Here is a 21,504-nt window from a genome sequence, read left to right as displayed (position 1 = left end):
GGATTTTCGTGAGCGACAACCAACTGCGGATCGTCTGGATCTACCCGGACCTGCTCAGCACCTACGGCGACCAGGGCAACGCCCTCGTCGTGGAGCGCCGGGCCCGCCAGCGCGGCCTCGACGTGGCCCGGCTCGACGTGCGCAGCGACCAGCCGATCCCGACCTCCGGCGACATCTACCTCATCGGGGGCGGCGAGGACCGGCCGCAGCGGCTCGCGGCCGAGCGGCTGCGCCGCGACGGCGGTCTGTACCGGGCGGTGGAGAACGGCGCGATCGTCTTCTCGGTCTGCGCGGGCTACCAGATCCTGGGCCACGAGTTCATCAACGACCTCGGTCAGCGCGAGCCGGGCCTCGGTCTGCTCGACGTGGTCTCCACCCGCGGCGAGGGCGCGCGGTGCGTCGGCGACGTCCTCGGCGACATCGACCCTCGCCTCGGCCTGCCCCCGCTGACCGGCTTCGAGAACCACCAGGGCGTCACCCACGTCGGGCCGGGCGCCCGGCCGCTCGCCCAGGTCCGCTTCGGCAACGGCAACGGCACGGGGGACGGCACCGAGGGCGCGTACAACGACACGGTCTTCGGCACGTACATGCACGGTCCCGTGCTGGCCCGCAACCCGCAGATCGCGGATCTGCTGCTGAAGCTGGCCCTCGACGTCAACGCGCTGCCGCCGACCGACGACCGCTGGTACGAGGCGCTCCGCAACGAGCGCATCGCGGCGGCGCAGCAGCCCGCCTGAGACCCCGGGCCTCGGCCCGTCTGATGGCGCGTCCGCACAGGTGAGCGGGCTCGTCCAGTAGGCGGACGCACGGTTCGGCCCCGCCCCCCGATGCCGCTAGGGTGGCGGGGATCGAGCCGGACAGCGCGGTCCGGACCCGTGCCACGTTGAGAAGGTAATTCGGGCTATGCGCATTGGTGTCCTCACGTCCGGCGGCGACTGCCCCGGCCTGAACGCCGTCATCCGGTCCGTCGTGCACCGTGCCGTCGTCGACCACGGCGACGAGGTCATCGGTTTCCGGGACGGCTGGAAGGGCCTCCTGGAGTGCGACTACCTCAAGCTCGACCTCGACGCGGTCGGCGGCATCCTGGCCCTCGGCGGCACCATCCTCGGCTCCTCCCGGGTCCGTCCCGAGCACCTGCGGGACGGCGTCGAGCGGGCCCGCGGCCACGTCGAGGAACTCGGTCTCGACGCGATCATCCCGATCGGCGGCGAGGGCACGCTGAAGGCGGCCCGGCTGCTGTCCGACAACGGCCTGCCGATCGTGGGCGTGCCCAAGACCATCGACAACGACATAGCGGTCACCGACGTCACCTTCGGCTTCGACACCGCCGTGACCGTCGCCACCGAGGCCCTGGACCGGCTGAAGACCACCGCCGAGTCGCACCAGCGGGTGCTGATCGTCGAGGTCATGGGCCGGCACACGGGCTGGATCGCGCTGCACTCGGGCATGGCGGCCGGCGCGCACGCCGTCGTCGTCCCGGAGCGGCCCTTCGACATCGACGAGTTGACCGCGAAGGTCGGGGAGCGTTTCTCCGCGGGCAAGCGGTTCGCCATCGTGGTGGCCGCGGAGGGCGCCAAGCCGAAGGCCGGCACCATGGACTTCGACGAGGGCGGCAAGGACGTCTACGGTCACGAGCGCTTCGCCGGGATCGCCCGCCAGCTCTCGATCGAGCTGGAGGAGCGGCTCGGCAAGGAGGCCCGGCCGGTGATACTCGGGCACGTCCAGCGCGGGGGCACGCCGACGGCGTACGACCGGGTGCTGGCGACGCGGTTCGGGTGGCACGCGGTGGAGGCCGTGCACCGCGGGGAGTTCGGGATGATGACCGCTCTGCGGGGGACCGGCATCGAGATGGTGTCGCTCGCCGAGGCGGTGGAATCCCTGAAGACGGTGCCGGACGCGCGGTACGCGGAGGCGGAGTGTGTTCTTTGAGGTCGCTGTAGTACGCCGTCTGCGGCTGGTACGTGGTTGCTCGCGCCCACGCGGCGGAGCCGCAGACTGATACAGCCCCGCGCCCCTTCGAGGCGCTTTCGCCGCCCCCCGGTCGCAGATGGCCCCGGGGGCGGTTCTACGCTTGCTTCGGACAAGCGGCGTTCAACCGCGCTCAACCCCCACGAAACAGGAGCGGGCGGATGGATCACAGCGGGCACGGCATGACGATGGATCTGCCGCCGTTCACGCTGGGGCGAGGTCTCGCCTGGTCGGCGGATCCCTTCTTCCTGATCGCCTGCCTCCTGGGACTGGCGCTGTACGGCTGGGGCGTCGCCCGTCTGGTGCGGCGCGGTGACAAGTGGCCGGTCGGCCGGACCGTGGCCTTCGTGGCCGGTGTGCTGAGCATCGCCCTGATGATGTGCACCAAGCTCAACGACTACGGCATGGTCATGTTCAGCGTGCACATGGTGCAGCACATGGTGATCAGCATGGTGTCGCCGATCCTGCTGCTGCTCGGCGCCCCGATCACGCTGGCCCTGCGCGCGCTGCCCCCGGCGGGCCGTGGCCGCAAGGGCCCCCGCGAACTGCTGCTGATGCTGCTGCACAGCCGCTACATGCGGATCATCACACACCCCGCGTTCACCATCCCGCTGTTCATCGCGAGCCTGTACGCGCTGTACTTCACCCCGCTCTTCGACACCCTGATGGGCTCCCAGGCCGGGCACATCGGGATGATGGTGCACTTCCTCGCGGTGGGCGTGGTGTTCTTCTGGCCGATCATGGGCGTGGACCCGGGCCCGCACCGGCCGGGCTACCTGATGCGGATGCTGGAGCTGTTCGCGGGCATGCCGTTCCACGCGTTCTTCGGCATCGCCCTGATGATGGCCTCCTCGCCGATGGTCGAGACGTTCAAGAACCCGCCCGCCTCGCTCGGCATCGACGCGCTCTCCGACCAGAACGCGGCCGGTGGCATCGCCTGGGCCTTCAGCGAGGTCCCGTCCGTGCTGGTGCTGCTGGCGCTGCTCTTCCAGTGGTACGCCTCGGAGGAGCGCCAGGCCCGGCGCAGCGACCGGGCCGCCGACCGCGACGGCGACAAGGAGCTGGCGGCGTACAACGCCTACCTGGCCTCGCTGAACACACGCGGCGGCTGAGCGCAAACGGGCACGCATCTCGTCGTCCGCACCCCTCCGGAGCCGGAACCGGGGCACCATAGGGGGGAGCGGACCACGAGGAGGGTGTTGCGATGCCCGGTTCCACGGACAGTTCGACAAAGACGATGGGGGCGCTGACCATCGGCGGCCTCGTCGCGGTGACGGCCTACACGGTGGCGCTCGGCAGCAACGGCTGGCTGTGGTTCGGCTGGGTCGTGCTGGGTCTGATCACCCTGGGGCTGGTGGCCACGCGGAGCGCCTGAGCCGCCCCGCCGAGTGCACGCCCGGCTGGTACTTCGGCAGCCGGACCGTGATCTTCATGCCCGCGCCGACGGCCGTCTCGATGACGAGGCCGTGGTCGTCTCCGTAGACCTGGCGGAGGCGGTCGTCGACGTTGGACAGCCCGATGCCGCCCGACGGGCTCACCTCGCGCGCGAGGATGCGGCGCAGCAGCTCCGGGTCCATGCCGGCACCGTCGTCCTCGATGACGACCAGGGCCTCGGCGCCCGCGTCCTGGGCGGTGATCTGGATGCGGCACCGGTCGGCCTTGCCCTCCAGGCCGTGCTTGACGGCGTTCTCGACGAGCGGCTGGAGGCAGAGGAAGGGCAGCGCGACCGGCAGCACCTCGGGGGCGATCTGGAGGGTGACGGCGAGGCGGTCGCCGAAACGGGCCCGCACCAGCGCCAGGTAGTGGTCGATGGCGTGCAGCTCGTCGGCGAGGGTGGTGAAGTCGCCGTGCCTGCGGAACGAGTAGCGGGTGAAGTCGGCGAACTCCAGGAGCAGCTCGCGGGCCCGCTCCGGGTCGGTGCGCACGAAGGACGCGATCACCGCGAGCGAGTTGAAGATGAAGTGCGGGGAGATCTGCGCGCGCAGCGCCTTGATCTCGGCCTCGATGAGCCGGGTGCGGGACTGGTCGAGGTCGGCCAGCTCCAGCTGGACGGAGACCCAGCGGGCCACCTCTCCGGCGGCCCGGACCAGGACGGCGGACTCGCGGGGCGCGCAGGCGACGAGGGCGCCGTGCACCCGGTCGTCGACGGTGAGCGGGGCGACGACGGCCCAGCGCACCGTGCAGTCCGGGGTGTCGCAGGTGAGCCGGAAGGCCTCGCCGCGGCCGGTCTCCAGCGGCCCGGCGAGTCGTTCCATGATCTCGGCGCGGTGATGGGTGCCCACGCCGTCCCAGACCAGGACCTCCTTGAGGTCGGTCAGGCACAGCGCGTCCGTGCCCAGCAGGGAGCGCAGTTTGCGGGCCGACTTCCCGGCGGTCTCCTCGGTCAGGCCCGCCCGCAGCGGGGGCGTGGCCAGGGAGGCGGTGTGCAGGGTCTGGAAGGTGGCGTGCTCGACCGGCGTGCCCAGACCGCCGAGGTGCTGCGGGCGGGCCGTGCGCCGCCCCAGCCAGAAGCCGGCGGCCAGCAGGGGGAGCAGGGCCACGGCCAGGCCCGCCAGGAACCCCCCCAGGGATCCGCTCATCGCGTCGCCTCCCTGCGCGGGTCGGCCGCCGCCTCGGGTGCGCCCGTACGCGGTGCGTCCGTGCGCGGTGCGTCCGTGGGCAGTGCGCCCGTGCGCGATGTGCCCGTGCGCGATGTGCCCGTGCGCGATGTGCCCGTGCGCGACGTGTCCGTGCGCGACGTGTCCGTGCGCGACGTGTCCGTGCGCGACGTGTCCGTGCGCGGTGCGTCCGTGCGCGACGTGTCCGTGCGCGATGTGCCCGTGCGCGGTGCGTCCGTGCGCGGTGCGTCCGTGCGCGATGTGTCCGTGCGCGGTGCGTCCGTGGGCAGTGCGCCCGTCGGCAGTTCCTCCGTGCCCAGCTCCTCCGGCAGGTGGAAGCGGGCCAGGATCGCCGCCGTCCCGGCCGGCACCCGGCCGGGGGTGGCCAGGGAGACGAGCACCATGGTCAGGAAGCCCAGCGGCACCGACCACAGGGCGGGCCAGGCCAGCAGCGCGTGCAGCGAGCCTCCGCCGCCCGGGAAGCCGCCCATGGTGGCGGCGACGGCGAGCAGGGCCGAACCGCCGCCGACCAGCATCCCGGCGGCCGCGCCGGGCGGGGTCAGTCGCCGCCACCAGATGCCGAGGACGAGCAGCGGGCAGAAGGAGGAGGCCGACACGGCGAAGGCGAGGCCGACGGCGTCGGCCACCGGCAGCCCGCCGACCAGCGCGCTCGCCGCGAGGGGCACGGCCATGGCGAGCAGGGTGCCGAGCCGGAAGTGCGGCACGGCACGGGACGGCAGCACGTCCTGGGTGAGGACGCCGGCCACGGCCATGGTGAGCCCCGAGGCGGTGGACAGGAACGCGGCGAACGCCCCGCCCGCGACCAGCGCGCCGAGCAGGTCGCCGCCCACTCCCCCGATCACCCGGTCGGGCAGCAGCAGGACCGCGGCGTCGGCGTCCCCGGTGAGGGTCAGCTCGGGGGCGTAGAGGCGGCCGAGGGCGCCGTACAGGGGCGGCAGCAGGTAGAAGGCGCCGATCAGGCCGAGCACGGCGACGGTGGTGCGGCGGGCGGCGACGCCGTGCGGGCTGGTGTAGAAACGGACCACGACGTGCGGCAGGCCCATGGTGCCCAGGAAGGTGGCCAGGATCAGGCCGTACGTGGCGTACAGCGGGCGTTCCGTGCGGCTCTCGGCCCGGGACGGGGACAGGGCGTCGTCGGCACCGTGTCCGGCGGCCGGTACGGGGGTGTCCGCGGCGAAGGTGAGGCGGGCGCCGGCCTCGATGCGGTGGGTGCCGGCGGGCAGGGCGACGCGGTCCCCGTCGTGGGCGCGGCCGTCCACGGTGCCGTCGACGGTGACGGTCAGCGGCTCCTCCAGCTTCAGGGTGAGGCCGTCGTCGACCCGGACGGAGCGCTGCTCGCGGAAGGTCGCGGGTTCGTCGAAGGGGCGGCCGGGGGCGCCGTCGGCCTGCCAGGCCAGCACCAGGAAGAAGGCCGGGACGAGCAGGGCGGTGAGTTTGAGCCAGAACTGGAAGGCCTGGACGAAGGTGATGCTGCGCATGCCGCCGGCGGCGACGATGGCGGCGACGACGACGGCGACGATCACCCCGCCCAGCCAGTCGGGCGCCCCGCTGAGCACGCTCAGCGTCAGCCCGGCGCCCTGGAGCTGGGGCAGCAGGTACAGCCAGCCGACCCCGACCACGAAGGCCCCCGCGAGCCGCCGCACTCCCTGGGAGGCCAGCCGGGCCTCGGCGAAGTCGGGCAGCGTGTAGGCGCCCGAGCGGCGCAGCGGGGCCGCGACGAAGAGCAGCAGGACGAGGTACCCGGCGGTGTAGCCGACCGGGTACCAGAGCATGTCGGGCCCCTGGACGAGGACCAGTCCCGCGATGCCGAGGAAGGAGGCGGCGGAGAGGTACTCGCCGCTGATGGCGGCGGCGTTGAGGCGGGGGCCGACGGTGCGGGAGGCGACGTAGAAGTCCGAGGTGGTGCGGGAGATGCGCAGGCCGAAGGCGCCGACGAGGACGGTGGCCACGACGACGAGGGCGACGGCGGGTATGGCGTAGCTGGAGTTCATGGTGTCTTCAGGGCCTCGTCCGGCATGGTCATCGGTCCTCGACGAGCCGCACGAAGTCGCGTTCGTTGCGCTCGGCGCGGCGGACGTACCAGCGGGCGAGCAGGACCAGAGGGGCGTACAGGCCGAAGCCGAGGACGGCCCACTCCAGGCGGCGGGCGTCGGGCAGCGCCGCGAACAGCAGGGGCAGCGGCCCGACGAGGAGGCCGAGGACGGCGAGGGCGGTGAGACCGGCGCGCAGCTGGCTGCGCATCAGGGAGCGGACGTAGGTGTGGCCGAGGGTGGTCTGCTCGTCGATCTCGGTGCGCGGGCGGTAGTGGCCCAGCGCCTGGGGGTGCCGGCCGCGGGAGCGGAGCCGGGCGTGGGGCAGGGCGCGTCCGGGCGGACCGGTGACGGTGACGCGGCGCTCGGTGGGGTCCTGGGGCACGGTTCACGGCCTCCGCATGAGCAGGTCCCGCAGTTCGCGGGCGTGGCGCCGACTGACCTGGAGCTCCTCGGTGCCGACGAGGACGCTGGCGGTACCGGCGTCGAGGCGGAGTTCGCCGACGTGGCGCAGGGCGACGAGGTGGCGGCGGTGGATGCGGACGAAGCCGCGGGCGCGCCAGCGCTCCTCCAGGGTGGACAGGGGGATGCGGACGAGGTGGCTGCCGCGCTCGGTGTGCAGGCGGGCGTAGTCGCCCTGGGCCTCGACGTGGGTGATGTCGTCGACGGGGACGAAGCGGGCGACGCCGCCGAGCTCCACGGTGATGTGGTCGGGGTCGGGTTCGTGGACGGGTATGCGCGGGGCGGGCACGGTGGCGGCGCCGCCCAGTTCGGCGGCCCGGCGCACCGCTTCCGCCAGCCGCTCCCTGCGCACCGGTTTGAGCACGTAGTCGACGGCCTTGAGGTCGAAGGCCTGCACGGCGAAGTCCTCGTGCGCGGTGACGAACACGACCAGCGGCGGCCGGGCGAAGCCGGTGAGCAGCCGGGCGAGGTCCAGCCCGTCGAGGCCGGGCATCTGGATGTCGAGGAAGACGACGTCGATGGCGTCCGGTCCGTCGGGGCCCGACTCCAGGGCCCGGTTGATGCGGCGCAGCGCCTCGGTCGTGTCGCTCGCTCCCTCCGCCGAGCCGATCCGGGGGTCGGCGTTCAGGAGGTACACGAGTTCCTCGAGCGTGGGGCGTTCGTCGTCGACAGCCAGGGCGCGCAGCATGAACGTGGAGTGTAGGGGCGATCCGCGCGCCTGCACACGCCTGCGACGTGCCGGTATCCCCTGGATACAGTGCCCGCATGAACAGCAGGCCCGCTTCGTTCGACGAACTCGACCGGAAGATCGTCACCGCCCTGATGGAGAACGCCAGGACGTCCTTCGCCGAGATCGGCGCGGAGATCGGACTGTCCTCGACGGCGGTCAAGCGCCGGGTGGACCGGCTGCGCGAGACCGACGTGATCACCGGTTTCACGGCGACGGTGCGGCCTTCGGCGCTGGGGTGGCGCACGGAGGCGTACGTGGAGGTGTACTGCGAGGGGGCGGCGCCGCCGCGGCGGCTCGCGGAGGTGGTGCGGGGCTACCCGGAGATCACCGCGGCGATGACGGTGACCGGTGGCGCGGACGCGCTGCTGCACGTGCGGGCGCGGGACGTGGAGCACTTCGAGGAGGTGCTGGAGCGGATTCGTGCGGAGCCGTTCATCCGCAAGACGATCAGTGTGATGGTGCTGTCCCACCTGATCCCGGACAGTCCTGAGGCGGGAGCCGCCCTGCTTGCCCCGAAGGGCGCAGCAGAACTGCGCTGACCGGGCGTACAACGCAGCGATCCTGCGGGAACACGCAGCTTTCAGCGCTTGTCGGGCTCGGGCGTCGCTTCCTACCGTGGAGTCAACACCCCGTCACACACCGTGAAAAGCGGAGGTACCCCTCTGTGACCGAGTCCCGTGTGCCGCGCCGGCGGCGCTTCCTCGTCTGCGAACCCAGACACTTCGCCGTGCAGTACGCGATCAACCCGTGGATGAGCACCGGCCGACCGGTCGACGTCGTCCGCGCCCTCGACCAGTGGCAGGCGCTGGTCGAAACCTACCGTGCCCACGGCCACACCGTGGACACCGTGGCGCCGGTTCCCGGACTGCCCGACATGGTCTTCGCCGCGAACTGCGCGGTCGTGGTCGAGGGCCGGGTGTTCGGCTCCCTCTTCCACGCGCCCGAGCGGCGTCCCGAGTCCGTGCCCTTCGAGGCGTGGTTCAAGACGGAGGGCTTCGAGGTCCAGCATCCCGAGTCGGTCTGCGAGGGCGAGGGCGACCTGGTCCCGGCGGGCCGCTGGATCCTGGCCGGCACGGGGTTCCGCACCACCCGTGCGGCCCACCGCGAGGTGCAGGAGTTCTTCGGCGTGCCGGTGATCTCGCTGACCCTGGTGGACCCGTACTTCTACCACCTGGACACGGCGCTGTTCGTGCTCGACGACGGGACGGGGAAGGGAGAGGGGAACGGCGGGAACATCGCCTACTACCCCGGCGCCTTCTCGCCCGGCAGCCGCGAGGTGCTGGAGCGGCTCTACCCGGACGCGGTGATCGCCACCCGCGAGGACGCGCTGGCGTTCGGGCTCAACTCCGTGTCCGACGGACGGCACGTGTTCATCGCCCCCGAGGCCGGGGAACTGGCCGAGCGGCTCGCCGGCCGCGGCTACGTGCCCGTCCCCGTCGACCTGTCCGAGTTCCACAAGGCCGGTGGCGGCATCAAGTGCTGCACCCAGGAGATCCGGGAGTCCCGCTCATGACCGCACCCGCCCGCACCGCCCGCGGCTCCAAGGAGCTGATCCGCGCGGAGGAGCCCGTCCTCGCGCACAACTACCACCCGCTGCCCGTCGTGGTGGCCCGTGCCGAGGGCGCCTGGGTCGAGGACGTCGAGGGCCGCCGCTACCTGGACATGCTGGCCGGTTACTCGGCGCTCAACTTCGGCCACCGCCACCCCGCGCTGACCGAGGCGGCCCACCGCCAGCTGGACCGACTGACCCTCACCTCGCGCGCCTTCCACAACGACCGGCTCGCGGGCTTCGCCGAGCGGCTGGCCGCCCTGACCGGCACGGACATGGTGCTGCCCATGAACACCGGCGCGGAGGCGGTCGAGAGCGGCATCAAGGTGGCCCGCAAGTGGGCCTACGACGTGAAGGGCGTCCCGGCCGACCGGGCGACGATCGTGGTCGCCGCGGACAACTTCCACGGCCGTACGACGACGATCGTGAGCTTCTCCACCGACGAGACGGCCCGCTCCGGCTTCGGCCCCTTCACCCCGGGCTTCCGGGTCGTCCCGTACAACGACCTGGCCGCGCTGGAGGCGGCGGTCGACGAGACGACGGCGGCCGTGCTGATCGAGCCGATCCAGGGCGAGGCGGGCGTGCTGATCCCCGACGACGGCTATCTGGCCGGGGTGCGGGAGCTGACCCGGCGCAGGGGCTGTCTGTTCGTCGCGGACGAGATCCAGTCGGGGCTGGGCCGCACCGGGCGCACCCTGGCCGTCGAGCACGAGTCGGTGGTGCCGGACCTGGTGCTGCTCGGCAAGGCGCTGGGCGGCGGCATCGTCCCGGTGTCGGCGGTGGTCGGCAGCCGTGAGGTGCTGGGGGTGCTGCACCCGGGCGAGCACGGTTCCACGTTCGGCGGCAATCCGCTGGCCGCCGCGGTGGGCACGGCGGTGGTGGAGTTGCTGGAGACCGGCGAGTTCCAGCGCCGGGCGGCCGAGCTGGGCGCGGTGCTGCGCGAGGGCCTCGCCGCCCTGGTCGGCAGGGGCGTCGTCGGCTTCCGGGCGCGGGGGCTGTGGGCGGGCGTGGACGTGGACCCGGCGCTGGGCACCGGGCGCGAGGTCAGCGAGCGGCTGATGCGGGAGGGCATCCTCGTCAAGGACACCCACGGCTCCACGATCCGCCTGGCCCCGCCGCTGACCGTCACGGCCGAGGAGCTGACGGGCGCCCTCGGGACGCTGGAGAAGGTCCTGACCCTCTGACCCGTCTCCCGGGGGTCACCGAGCGGCTCGGCGGTCCTCGTCGAGCCGCTCGACGTACGCGAGGTTGTCCCGGTCCTCGGCCGCCTCGCCCGGGCCGCCCGCGAACCAGGCGTCGAGGATCTCCCGCAGCAGCGGCCCGGACGTCAGCCGCAGGCTCAGGGCGAGCACGTTGGCGTCGTTCCAGCGGCGGGCGCCGTCCGCGGTGTACGCGTCGGCGCAGAGGGCGGCGCGGACACCCGGCACCTTGTTGGCGGCGATGGACGCGCCGGTGCCGGTCCAGCAGCACACCACGGCCTGGTCGGCCCGGCCCTCGGCGACCTCGCGCGCCGCCTGCTCGGAGCAGGCCGCCCACCGGGGGTCGGCGCCGGGGCTCAGGGCGCCGTACGCGCGCACTTCGTGGCCGCGACCGCGCAGTTCCTCGACGAGGAGCCGGGCGACGGGTTCGTCCATGTCGGAGGAGACGGAGATGCGCATGTGCGAAGCGTACTCACCGGCCGCTCACCTCATCGGCTCAACCACATGACCGACGTCACGACCATACCCAGCATCATCGGGGGAACGGGTACGAGCTGAAAGACGTACGACCGAGCAGGACTCCGTCCGGAGTGTCTGCGCGTGGAAAGGGAGGCCGCCACGTCCCCCACCGAGAACGGACCGGAGACCGACGCCGCGGCGGTCCGCCGCCACCCCGCCCTGTTCCGGGCGATCAGGCGTCGGAAGAATCCCCGACTGCGCCGGTCGGACATCACCGTGACGGACGAGGCCGCGGTCAAGAGGGCCGTGAAGGCGGCCTCTCTCGGCAATGCCATGGAGTGGTTCGACTTCGGCATCTACGCCTACCTCGCGGGCACCATCGGCCGGGTGTTCTTCCCGTCCGGGAGTGACACCGCGCAGCTGCTCTCCTCGTTCGCCACGTTCGCCGTGGCGTTCCTGGTGCGGCCGATCGGCGGCATGGTCTTCGGCCCGATGGGCGACAGGATCGGCCGCAAGAAGGTGCTGGCGCTGACGATGATCCTCATGGCGATCGGCACGGCCGCCATCGGGTTCATCCCCAGTTACGACGCGATCGGCTTCTGGTCGCCGCTGCTGCTGATCCTGTTCCGCCTGCTCCAGGGCTTCTCCACCGGCGGCGAGTACGGCGGCGCGTCCACCTTCATCGCCGAGTACGCGCCCGACAAGCGGCGCGGTTTCTTCGGGAGCTTCCTGGAGCTGGGGACGCTGGCCGGGTACACCGGTGCGGCCGGTCTCGTCACCGCGCTGACGGCGGGGCTGGGCAGCGACACGATGGACGCCTGGGGCTGGCGGATCCCCTTCCTGGTCGCGGCGCCGCTCGGCGTGGTCGGTATCTATCTGCGGCTGAGGCTGGACGACACGCCCGCCTTCCTGAAGCTGGAGGACTCCAACGTCCACATCTCCGAGGCGGCGACCGCGGTGGAGACCACCGCGAGGGGCGACCTCGCCAAGATCTTCCGCACCCACTGGCGCTCGCTGGTGCTGTGCATCGCGCTGGTCGGCGCGTACAACATCACCGACTACATGCTGCTGTCGTACATGCCGACGTACCTGTCGGACGAGCTGGACTACAGCGAGAGCCACGGGCTGCTGATCCTGGTGGCGACCATGGTGCTGCTGATGCTGATCATCAACCAGGTGGGCCGGCTGTCCGACCACTTCGGCCGCAGGCCCGTCCTGATGACCGGCATGATCGGTTTCTTCGTGCTGTCCGCCCCGGCCTTCCTGCTGGTGCAGGAGGGCAGTCTGCTCGCGGTCTCGGGCGGCATGCTGATGCTCGGACTGTCGCTGGTGTGCCTGCTGGGCACGATGTCGGCGGCGCTCCCGGCGATGTTCCCGACCAACGTCCGGTACGGGTCCCTGTCGGTCGGCTACAACCTGTCGGCGTCCCTCTTCGGCGGCACCACGCCGCTGGTGATCACCGCGCTGATCAGCGTGACCGGCTCGGACATGATGCCGGCCTACTACTCGATGGCCGCCGCGCTGGTCGGTGTGGTGGCCGTGGCCTGCATGAAGGAGACGGCCCAGAAGCCCCTGGCGGGTTCCCCGCCGTCGGTGGGGACCGAGGAGGAGGCCGCGGAACTGGTCGAGGCGCAGGCGCCGACGCCGAAGTTCTGACACCGCGGTCACGGGCACACGCCGGGGGCGGTGGGGTTCGGTGCGAACCCCACCGCCCGTCGGCGTGTCAGGCGTTTCTCAGCAGCGTGTCACAGGCGCTGCCACAGGGCGGGGACGTTCGGCGGCTCCCAGCCCGGGTAGGCGGTGTGGCCCTGGAGGCACCGGTAGGCGACGCCGTTGTAGGTCACCACGTCACCGGCCGCGTAGGTGGCTCCCAGCTGCCAGGTGGTATCACCGCCGTCGTCGCCGGACACGGTGAGGGTGTACGTGGTGGTGTGGGTGACGGTGCCCGCACCCGTGAAGGTGAGGGTGTAGGTGCCGCCGGCCGTGCCCGCGGCGACCTGGACCGTGGCGGTCGAGGACTGGCCCGAGGTGATGGAGGCCGGGCTGAAGCTCACGCTCACCCCGGTGGGCGCGCCGGACGCCGACAGCCGTACGTTCTGCGCGTTGCCGCTGGCCGTGGCGGTGCTCACGGTGACAGACGCGGAGCCGCCCGGGTCGACGGTGCCCGCGGACGGGTTCGCGGAGAGGGAGAAGTCGTCCTGCGGGTTCGGTGCGTCTGCGACGGCGGTCTTCCAGATCGTGTACGCGATGCCGTCGGCGCTGCGGTTCAGCGCGGTGGCGCTGATGTTGGCGGTGGTGTCGCAGGCGGAGTGGTAGCACGGGTCGTAGGACCGGCCCGCGGTGCCGCCCCACTTGGCGGCCTCCGAGGACGACTTGATCGCCGAGGCGCCGGTGGCGTAGCCCGAGGTCGGGATGCCGACCTGCTGGAAGGAGTAGTCGTCGGAGCGGCCCTGGCCCTCGACGTTCTCCTGCGGTGCGAGGCCGAGGGAGGTCCAGTACTCCCGCATCGGGGCGGAGGCCGCGGAGGACAGGTTGTTGATGAAGTAGCCGCCGTTGACGGAGGCGACCATGTCGAAGTTGTAGTACGCCTTGATCCGGGAGCGGTCGGACGTGGAGAGGTTCCGGGCGTAGAAGTCGGAGCCGTTCAGCCCCTGCTCCTCGTCGGTCCACCAGGCGAAGCGGACGCGGTTCCTCATGGTCGGGTTCTGCTCGGCCAGGGTCAGCGCCGTCTCCAGGAGGGCGGCGGAACCGGAACCGTTGTCGTTGATGCCGGGGCCGGCCGAGACTCCGTCGAGGTGGGCGCCGAACATGTAGACGCTGTTCGCGTCACCCTTCGGCCACTCGGCGATCAGGTTGTTGCCCGCGCCGGCGGAGCAGCCCAAGGTGCAGGTCTGCTCGGTGACGGTGTAGCCGGCCGCCTGGAGCCTGCCCTTCACGTACGCGAGGGAGGCGCCGTACCCGGTGCCGGTGGAGCGGCGGTTGCCGCCGCTCTGCGCGGCGATCGAGCCGAACTGGGCCAGGTGCGCCTGCACCCGGGCGACGTCGACGTCGGGCGGCGTGCCCGGGGTGGTCCCGCCGCCGACGGTGAGGGTGTACTGGGCGGTGTGGCTCTTGCTGCCCGCCGTGCCCCTGACCGTGAGCGAGTAGGTGCCGGCGGCGGTGCCGGACGTGGTGGACACGCGCATGGTCGCACTGGATCCCGAGGTGACCGTCGAGGGGCTGAAGGTGACGCTCACGCCGGGCGGGGTGCCGGTGGCGGTCAGCGCCACCTGCTGGGCGCTGCCGGTGACGGTGGTGGTGCCGACGGTGGCGTTGAGCGCGGAACCGGCCTCGACGTTGCCGCTCGCCGGGCTGAGGGCCAGCGAGAAGTCGGTCTCCTGCCGGGTGCAGGTGGGGTCGCCGCTCTGGGCCGGGATGTCGATCGCGTTCCAGGCCGCCCTGGTGGCGTCGAACAGGTCGCAGGAGGCGTCCAGGTTCTTGGCCGCGGTGAGGGTGGCGGAGCGGTACCGCTTGTAGGTCATGCCGCTGGTCTTGAGCAGCATCCCGCCGTAGAAGATCTTTCCGGCGTTCCGGATGCCGATGCCGGTCACCCGGCTGCCGTCGCAGGTGGGGCTGGAGGGCTTGCCGCCCCCGGGGTCGGAGCCCTCGGCGAGGAGGTAGAACCAGTGGTTCATCGGCCCGGCGGCCGCGTGCTCCTCGGTGCTCGGGATGGCGGAGGAGTAGCAGTTGGGGTCGTTGTTGACCAGTTGCGGGTTGTACATGTTGCGGATCGGGCCGCGGCCCTGGAGGTTGATCTCCTCGCCGACGGTGTAGTCGGGGCTGTCGTGCGGGGCCGGCTGGTTCGCGTAGGCCTCGGTCAGGGCTCCCATGATGTCGCCGGTGGCCTCGCCCAGGCCGCTCTCGTGGTTGGCGCCGCCGGGGGTGAAGCTGTCCAGGCCGTGGCCGTACTCGTGGCCCACCACGTCCATGCCGGCGATCCACTTGCCCGCGCTGTTGTGGCCGATGGTGATCCGGGAGCCGTCCCAGTAGGCGTTGAGCTGGTTGAGACCGACGAGGGCGGGCCAGCTGCCGCCGTTGCCGTTGTGGCCGTTGCGGCCGAGCCAGTCGCGGAGCATGTCCGACTCCTTCTGCGCCGCGTACATGACGTCGACGCAGCCGGTCTCCTTGCTGGAGGCGTTGCCGGTGCCCCAGTCGTCGTCCGCTCCGGTGAACAGGCCGCCGTTGTAGTCCGAGCACTGCAGGCCGGGGCGGGTGGTGTCGCGCAGGGCGTACTGGGTGCCGGAGCGGGAGGTGTCGATGGTGAGCGGGTCGGGGCCGTTCCACTCGCTGTGGCCGGTGCCGGCCTTCACGTCGTCGTAGCTGTCGACGACCTTGCCGGTGCGGGCGTCGACGAAGACGTGCAGCTTGCTGGGCACGTGGTCCTTGGTCGCGCCGACGAGCACGGTCTCCCAGGCGAGGGTCTGGACGTCGTTCTTGACGCGGACCACCAGGCGCCTGGAGTCGACCCTGTCGACGTTCGCGAGCCGTTCGCGGCTGGTGCGCACCGCCTGCTCGGCCTTGATCCGGGCCTCGGTGGGCACGGCTGTCGCGGCCTCGGTGGCGGACCGGACGGCGCGGACCCTGCCCTTGCCGTCGGCGAGGACGACGGCGTCGCCGCCGACCACCGGCAGACCGTTGTAGGTGCGCTCGTAGGCGACGGAGAACAGGTCCTCGTCCCAGGGGGTGACCTGGTGGCGGTCGTACTGCTCGTCGGGGCCGCCGGCGACGAGGGCGTCCAGGCCGCTGCGTACGGCCTGGTCGGCGGCTGCGACGGCCCTCTGGACGGGACTGGGTTCCGCCGCGGAGGGCGCGGACCGCTCCGAGGCCGAGGCGAGGGAGGTCGGTACCACCGCCCCTGCGAGTGTCATGGCCAGGACTGTCCCGGCCACCGCGGTCTGTCTGAGCATCGTGGCTCCTTGTGAGAGTGGGGGCTCCTTGCGGGCCGGCCCGGGCCGTGACGTGCCGAACGCGCACCCTGGGGTGCGGGGGCGCGTCCATCAGGTGTCATTTGCATGTCATGTCGCGGGCTGGGCGGAACCCTCACACCCCGCCGCACCGGATTCAACGGCTCCGCGGGCGCGGTACGGTCCTGTCAAAATCCGGCAAGTACGCGTGCGCGCCGGAGAGGTGCCGCGCGCCTCGCTGCCCCCTGCGCGACCGGAGCCCTCCCCCGCCTCACTCCCCCGCGTCCCGCAGCCGCTCCCGGTAGGCCCTGACCTCGGGCAGGTCGGCCCAGTGCCCGGTGAGGCGGCTGTGCAGGCCGCGCAGTTCGGCGGTGACCATCGACTCGCGGGAGCGCACCGCCTCCGGCAGCACCTCCGAGGCGAGGGCGACGGCGGCGCCGGGATCGCCCGCACACGCCCAGCTGTCCTCCAGCCGCAGGGTGAGCAGCAGCCGGGCACCGCGCATCTGGGGCGGCACCTGGGCGCGCGAGCGTGCGGTGGCGTCGACCGCGCGTCGGGCCGCCGCCCGGTCCCCGGTCGCGACGGCCAGGTCGCGCAGGGCGCCGCCGATCGCCGAGTCCACCCGCATCGCCCCCTCGGCCCCGGCCATCCAGGGCGCTTCCAGGTGGTCTCGCGGACCGAGGCGGGCGAACCCCCGCCGGGCCAGGGAGATGTGCCGGCGGCACGCCGCCGCGTCGCCCGCCAGGGCGTGGCCGCGCGCCTGGTAGAGATCCGAGAGGGTGGCCATCCAGCGGCGTCGCGCGTCCACCGCGCCGATGCCCTGCGCGTACCCGAGCATCAGGGATGGGTCCCCGTCGAGCCGGACCAGGGTGCACATGTCGCTGAGCAGGGTCGCGCGGGCCGAGGCGTCCTGGACCGCGTCCGCCCAGCGCAGTCCGTGGCCGAACCAGGCCATGGCCACGCCGATCTGCCCACGCTCCATCCGCAGCCGTCCGGCGACCTGGGCGTACTGCGCGCCGAGCCGCAACTGCCCGTAGGGCAGGTGCCCGGCGGAGTTGACCTCGCCCGCCCAGCGGGCCAGGGCCCGCAGCAGCCCCTCGACGGCCGTCACGCGGCCCTCGTGCCGAAACGCCTCCCGGATCAGGCAGGCCAGCACCGCGGTGAGGCCGTGCAGCAACTCCGCCTCGGCGACCGCCCCTCCGGTGCCGGTGCCCCAGGACGATGCCGGCCCGCCCACCGGACCCGGCCCGTCGAGCAGCGCCGGCAACTCACCCGGATCCGGTACCGCGCACCCGGCGGTGCCGTGCAACGGGCAGGCCAGCCCCTCGGCGGGCAGCCGCGCGGGCCACAGCCGTAAGTCCGGCGGGCCCTGCCCCACGGAGGCGTCCGCGCCGGGCAGCGGCGTGAACAGCGCCGGGTCGGCCGGGAAGCGGCCCGGTCTGTGCGGCACCTCGCGCGGCGCGGCGACGGTCGCCGCCAGCCGGCCGCCCGTGTGCAGCACCGCGTCGAGTCTTCGCACCAGCCCGACGGGCGGTTCGCGCAGGCCCGCCTCGAGTCTGCTGACGGCGGAGTGGTGGTAGCCCACGCGCAGGCCGAGTTGCAGCTGGGTGAGTCCGGCCGCCCTGCGCAGGGAGCGCAACTGCCGCCCGAACTCGGCCCACGGAGCCCCCTCCGCCGCTGCCGGTCCGGTCGGTTCCGCCGCCCGCGCAGGTCCGGCCGTCCGTGCCGATCCACCGGTCATCCGCCCTCCCCCCGGTCGCGCCCCCGCCGCGGGCCGTGCGCCGCCCGGGCTTCGCGCCTTTGCCACCGGACAGCACAGAGGAGGGGCGGTGCCGCGTCAATCGAGTTGACCGAAGAGCGGCCGAACCGGCGCCGTCCGGTTCCGGCGCGGTCGGGCTACGATCGATCACCGGTCGCGGACGACCGGCCGAGAGCCCGGAGGACTGGGAGACGCACCGTGTTCTACTACGTGCTCAAGTACGTACTGCTGGGCCCGCTGTTGAGGGTGGTCTTCCGTCCCCGGATCGAGGGCCTGGACCATGTGCCGGGGTCGGGGGCGGCCATCGTCGCGGGCAACCACCTCTCCTTCTCGGACCACTTCCTCATGCCCGCGGTGCTCAGGCGCCGCATCACCTTTCTCGCCAAGGCCGAGTACTTCACCGGTCCGGGCCTCAAGGGGAGGCTGACCGCGTTCTTCTTCCGCAGCGCGGGGCAGATTCCCGTGGACCGCTCCGGCAAGGAGGCGGGGCAGGCCGCGATCCGCGAGGGGCTCGGCGTGCTGGGCAGGGGCGAGTTGCTCGGCATCTATCCGGAGGGCACCCGCTCGCACGACGGCCGGCTCTACAAGGGCAAGGTCGGCGTCGCGGTGATGGCGCTCAGGGCCGGGGTGCCGGTGGTGCCCTGCGCGATGATCGGCACCTTCGAGGCGCAGCCGCCGGGCCGGAAGATCCCGAAGGTGCACCCGGTGGTCATCCGCTTCGGCGAGCCCCTGGACTTCTCCCGCTACGCGGGCATGGAGGGCGAGAAGGCCGTGCTGCGCGCCGTCACCGACGAGATCGTCTACGCGATCCTGTCCCTGTCCGGTCAGGAGTACGTGGACCGGTACGCGGCGGACGTGAAGGCCGAGGAGGCCCGGAAGGCGGCGCAGGGCCGGAAGTTCCCACGACTGCCGCACCGCTAGCCGGGCGCTCGGGGTTCGGTCGTCTGCCGTCGGCAGAGGAGCGTGGCCGGCCGGCGCCGGGACGCCTACGGTCGCCGTATGACACACGCAGTGGTGATCGGGGCGACGGGACAGATCGGACGGGCGGCGGTCGACGCGCTGGCCCGGGACGGCTGGGCGGTGACGGCCGTCTCGCGGGGCGGCGACCGGGACCCGCGGTGGCCGCGGGACGTGCGGGTGGTGCGCGGCGACCGGGAGGACGACGCGGCGCTGTCGGCGGCGGTGGGCGGGGGCTGCGACGTCCTGGTGGACATGGTGGCCTACGGGGAGCGGGAGGCTCGGCAGTTGGTCTCGTTCGCCGGGCGGGTCGGCTCGGCGGTGGTGATCTCCAGCGTCTCGGTCTACGAGGACGACAGGGGCCGCAACTTCGACACGCAGGCCGAGCCCGGCGGCTTCCCCGAGTACCCGGTGCCGATCCGGGAGACGCAGCGCACCGTCCGCCCGGGCGAGGGTTCGTACAGCACCGGCAAGGCGGCACTGGAGCGGGAACTCCTCGCGGCGGGCGACCGGTTGCCGGTGACCCTGCTGCGGGCGGGCGCGATCCACGGCCCGTACTGCCGGACCCCGCGCGAGTTGTACTTCGTCAAGCGCAACCTCGACGGCAGGCGCCGGCGCGTGCTCGCGTACGGCGGTGCCAGCCGCTTCCACCCGGCGAGCGTGCGCAACATCGCCGAGTTGGTCCGGCTGGCCGCCCCGCGGCCGGGCACCCGCGTGCTGAACGCGGTGGACCCGGACGCGCCGACGGTGGCGGAGATCGCGGCGGGAATCGACGCGGTGATGGGCGTCGAGACACAGGACGTGCTGGTGGACGGCCCGCCGGTGGACGGCGTGGGCGACACCCCGTGGAGCGTTCCCGCGCCGGTGGTGTGCGACATGGGCGCGGCCCAGCGGGAGTTGGGCTATCGCCCGGTGGTCCGGTACGCCGACACCCTGCCGGAGACGGTGGCCTTCATCGAGGAGCGGCTGGCGGGGCGGGACTGGCGCGAGGCGTACCCGAATATGTTCCAGGCGTACGGCGACCTCTTCGACTACGCGGCGGAGGACGCCCGGGCCGGGGGACGGTAGCGGCACACACGGGGCAGGGGCGGCCGGCCGGTCCGGTCGCCCCCTGCCCTGATCGTCCGCCCGCCGGGTTACGGCTTGGGCGTGGCGTGCGGCGCGCAGGTCACGTCGCGGGCGTCCACCTTGCCGGTGAGCAGGTAGGTGTCGACCCGGTCGTTGACGCACGGGTTGACCAGCCCGGTGACGCCGTGCGAACCGGCGTCCCGCTCGGTGATCAGCCGGGAGCCCTCGAACCGCCGGTGCAGTTCGACGGCGCCCTCGTAGGGGGTGGCCGCGTCGCGCTCGGACTGGACGATCAGCACCGGCGGGAGTCCCTTGCCGGTCTTGACGTTCAGCGGGGTCTGCTGCTTGACCGGCCAGGTGGCGCAGGGCAGGTTCATCCAGGCGTTGGCCCAGGTCATGAACGGGTGGTCGCGGTGCAGCCGGGTGTTGTCCCGGTCCCAGGTCTTCCAGTCGGTGGGCCACTTGGCGTCGGTGCACTCGACGGCCGTGTAGACCGCGTTGCCGTTCTCCGCGGAGGCGTTGCCCACGGTGTCGGACAGGTCGGGTGCGGCGGCGTCTACGAGGGCCTGGGTGTCACCGGCGACGTACTTGCTGAAGATCTCGGCGGTCGACGCCCACGCGGAGTCGTAGTACGGAGCGCTCTGGAAGAAGGAGATCAGCTCGGCCGGTCCGACGACGCCGCCCAGCGGCTCCTTCGCGGCGGTGGCGCGCAGCTTCAGCCACTGGTCCTGGACCTCGGCGCGGGTGTCGCCGAGGTGGTAGGCGGCGTCGTTCGCGGCCACCCAGTCCTGCCAGTCCTTCCAGCGGCCCTCGAAGGCGACGTCCTGGTCCAGGTTGGCCTGGTACCAGATCTTGTCGCGGGAGGGGTTGACGACGCTGTCGACGACCATGCGGCGCACGTGGCCCGGGAAGAGGGTGCCGTAGACCGCGCCGAGATAGGTGCCGTAGGAGACTCCGAGGTAGTTGAGCTTCTTCTCGCCGAGCGCGGCGCGGATGACGTCGAGGTCGCGCGCGGTGTTCGGCGTGGTCATGTGCGGGAGCATCTCGCCGCTGCGTTCGAGGCAGCCCTCGGCGTACTGGCGGGCGAGCGCCCGCTGTGCGCGCTTGTCCGCCTCCGAGCCGGGCACGGGGTCGGCCTTGGGCGCCTTGACGAACTCCTGCGGGTCGGCGCAGGAGATGGGCGCGGAGTGGCCGACCCCGCGCGGGTCGAAGCCGACGAAGTCGTAGGCCTGGGCCGTCTTGGCCCACACCGCGCTCTTGTTCGTGACGCGGGCCGGGAAGCGCAGGCCGGAGGCGCCGGGGCCGCCGGGGTTGTAGACGAGCGCACCCTGGCGCTCGCCCGCGGAGCCGGTGTTGCCGATCCGGTCGACGGCGAGCTTGATCTGCTTGCCGTACGGCTCGGCGTAGTCCAGCGGCACCGTGACGTACCCGCACTGGATGGGCTTCGGCAGGTTCCAGTCGGCGGCGCAGTCCGCCCAGTCGATGCCCGCCCGGGCGGCGCGGGCGGCGGCGACGGCGGCACCGCGCGCCTCCCGGTCCCAGCCCCGCGCGTGCCCGTGGCCGTCGGCCGGGGTGGTGGCGCTCGCGGCCGGCGCCGAGACGGCGCCGGCTATCAGCGTGGCGGTGACCAGCGCTCCGGCCGTGCCGAAGGCGGTCGTCCTCCGCCGTTTGCTGCTCGTGCTCAAGTGGCCCTCCCCGTACGTGTTCGTGACAAGTACGGGGATCCTCGCGGCTGTGGGATTCCTGAGAACAGAGCCGGTGC

Annotated in this window: 18 protein-coding genes; 10 read left to right on the top strand and 8 right to left on the bottom strand. The window is 72.6% G+C overall.

Features of this window, described 5'->3' with window-relative positions; all coding sequences use genetic code 11:
• Positions 1-8 precede the first annotated feature (8 nt).
• The 4 genes from IE94_RS0111090 (at position 9) to IE94_RS39080 (ending at position 3,343) form a co-directional block, all read left to right on the top strand.
• Positions 9-737 carry a type 1 glutamine amidotransferase gene (locus tag IE94_RS0111090; protein WP_030181807.1) on the top strand — a complete coding sequence of 243 codons (729 nt, stop codon included), beginning with the start codon at positions 9-11 and terminating at the stop codon, positions 735-737.
• 166 nt (positions 738-903) lie between these two features.
• Complete coding sequence (locus IE94_RS0111085) at positions 904-1,929, top strand: 6-phosphofructokinase (RefSeq protein WP_030181805.1); 1,026 nt, start codon at positions 904-906, stop codon at positions 1,927-1,929.
• 200 nt (positions 1,930-2,129) lie between these two features.
• On the top strand, positions 2,130-3,080 hold the full coding sequence (locus IE94_RS0111080) for a cytochrome c oxidase assembly protein (protein ID WP_030181803.1): 951 nt from the start codon (positions 2,130-2,132) through the stop codon (positions 3,078-3,080).
• A gap of 92 nt (positions 3,081-3,172) precedes the next feature.
• Positions 3,173-3,343 (top strand): hypothetical protein, encoded by a 171-nt coding sequence (locus IE94_RS39080; RefSeq protein ID WP_016325678.1) that lies wholly within the window; start codon positions 3,173-3,175, stop codon positions 3,341-3,343.
• On the opposite strand, the gene IE94_RS0111070 is transcribed toward IE94_RS39080, so the two are convergent.
• From IE94_RS0111070 to IE94_RS0111055, 4 genes are read right to left on the bottom strand one after another with little or no spacing between them, the layout of a single operon-like run.
• Positions 3,309-4,535, bottom strand: coding sequence for a sensor histidine kinase (locus tag IE94_RS0111070; protein ID WP_030181792.1), 1,227 nt, complete (start codon positions 4,533-4,535; stop codon positions 3,309-3,311). The genes IE94_RS39080 and IE94_RS0111070 overlap by 35 nt on opposite strands.
• 8 nt (positions 4,536-4,543) lie before the next feature.
• Entirely contained in the window at positions 4,544-6,577 is a 2,034-nt protein-coding gene (locus tag IE94_RS0111065; RefSeq protein WP_425337960.1) for a sodium:solute symporter family transporter, read from the bottom strand.
• Between the two features lie 28 nt (positions 6,578-6,605).
• Complete coding sequence (locus IE94_RS0111060) at positions 6,606-7,001, bottom strand: hypothetical protein (RefSeq protein ID WP_030181788.1); 396 nt, start codon at positions 6,999-7,001, stop codon at positions 6,606-6,608.
• A 3-nt stretch (positions 7,002-7,004) separates the two neighbouring features.
• Positions 7,005-7,766 carry a LytR/AlgR family response regulator transcription factor gene (locus tag IE94_RS0111055; protein ID WP_030181786.1) on the bottom strand — a complete coding sequence of 254 codons (762 nt, stop codon included), beginning with the start codon at positions 7,764-7,766 and terminating at the stop codon, positions 7,005-7,007.
• 77 nt (positions 7,767-7,843) lie between these two features.
• Between IE94_RS0111055 and IE94_RS0111050 the strand changes: the two genes are divergently transcribed.
• The 3 genes from IE94_RS0111050 (at position 7,844) to rocD (ending at position 10,541) form a co-directional block, all read left to right on the top strand.
• On the top strand, positions 7,844-8,347 hold the full coding sequence (locus IE94_RS0111050) for an Lrp/AsnC family transcriptional regulator (RefSeq protein WP_030181783.1): 504 nt from the start codon (positions 7,844-7,846) through the stop codon (positions 8,345-8,347).
• Between the two features lie 125 nt (positions 8,348-8,472).
• On the top strand, positions 8,473-9,321 hold the full coding sequence (gene ddaH / locus IE94_RS0111045; RefSeq protein ID WP_030181782.1) for a dimethylargininase: 849 nt from the start codon (positions 8,473-8,475) through the stop codon (positions 9,319-9,321).
• Positions 9,318-10,541: an ornithine--oxo-acid transaminase gene (gene rocD / locus IE94_RS0111040; RefSeq protein ID WP_030181781.1), complete on the top strand. Its 1,224-nt coding sequence runs from the start codon at positions 9,318-9,320 to the stop codon at positions 10,539-10,541. The genes ddaH and rocD overlap by 4 nt, the downstream gene beginning before the upstream one ends.
• A gap of 15 nt (positions 10,542-10,556) precedes the next feature.
• Here rocD and IE94_RS0111035 read toward each other — a convergent pair whose 3' ends face one another.
• Complete coding sequence (locus tag IE94_RS0111035) at positions 10,557-11,015, bottom strand: RpiB/LacA/LacB family sugar-phosphate isomerase (RefSeq protein WP_030181778.1); 459 nt, start codon at positions 11,013-11,015, stop codon at positions 10,557-10,559.
• Between the two features lie 141 nt (positions 11,016-11,156).
• Here IE94_RS0111035 and IE94_RS0111030 point away from each other — a divergent pair, with 141 nt between their 5' ends.
• Positions 11,157-12,671, top strand: a complete 1,515-nt coding sequence (locus IE94_RS0111030) for an MFS transporter (RefSeq protein ID WP_030181776.1) — start codon at positions 11,157-11,159, stop codon at positions 12,669-12,671.
• Between the two features lie 89 nt (positions 12,672-12,760).
• Here IE94_RS0111030 and IE94_RS0111025 read toward each other — a convergent pair whose 3' ends face one another.
• Both IE94_RS0111025 and IE94_RS0111020 read right to left on the bottom strand, forming a co-directional pair.
• Positions 12,761-15,961, bottom strand: coding sequence for a M28 family peptidase (locus tag IE94_RS0111025; protein ID WP_030181773.1), 3,201 nt, complete (start codon positions 15,959-15,961; stop codon positions 12,761-12,763).
• Positions 15,962-16,229: 268 nt separating this feature from the next.
• Positions 16,230-17,699, bottom strand: a complete 1,470-nt coding sequence (locus IE94_RS0111020; RefSeq protein WP_030181771.1) for a helix-turn-helix transcriptional regulator — start codon at positions 17,697-17,699, stop codon at positions 16,230-16,232.
• Between the two features lie 216 nt (positions 17,700-17,915).
• Here IE94_RS0111020 and IE94_RS0111015 point away from each other — a divergent pair, with 216 nt between their 5' ends.
• Positions 17,916-18,638: a lysophospholipid acyltransferase family protein gene (locus IE94_RS0111015; RefSeq protein ID WP_030181768.1), complete on the top strand. Its 723-nt coding sequence runs from the start codon at positions 17,916-17,918 to the stop codon at positions 18,636-18,638.
• A gap of 78 nt (positions 18,639-18,716) precedes the next feature.
• Positions 18,717-19,742 carry an NAD-dependent epimerase/dehydratase family protein gene (locus IE94_RS0111010; RefSeq protein ID WP_106977825.1) on the top strand — a complete coding sequence of 342 codons (1,026 nt, stop codon included), beginning with the start codon at positions 18,717-18,719 and terminating at the stop codon, positions 19,740-19,742.
• 68 nt (positions 19,743-19,810) lie between these two features.
• On the opposite strand, the gene IE94_RS0111005 is transcribed toward IE94_RS0111010, so the two are convergent.
• Positions 19,811-21,427, bottom strand: coding sequence for an alpha/beta hydrolase (locus tag IE94_RS0111005; RefSeq protein WP_030181764.1), 1,617 nt, complete (start codon positions 21,425-21,427; stop codon positions 19,811-19,813).
• Positions 21,428-21,504 lie beyond the last annotated feature (77 nt).

The sequence above is a fragment of the Streptomyces violaceorubidus genome (assembly GCF_000717995.1).
Taxonomy (GTDB): Bacteria; Actinomycetota; Actinomycetes; order Streptomycetales; family Streptomycetaceae; genus Streptomyces; species Streptomyces violaceorubidus.
Note: the sequence above shows the minus strand (reverse complement) of the source record. Positions and strands in the feature narration are given on the sequence as shown.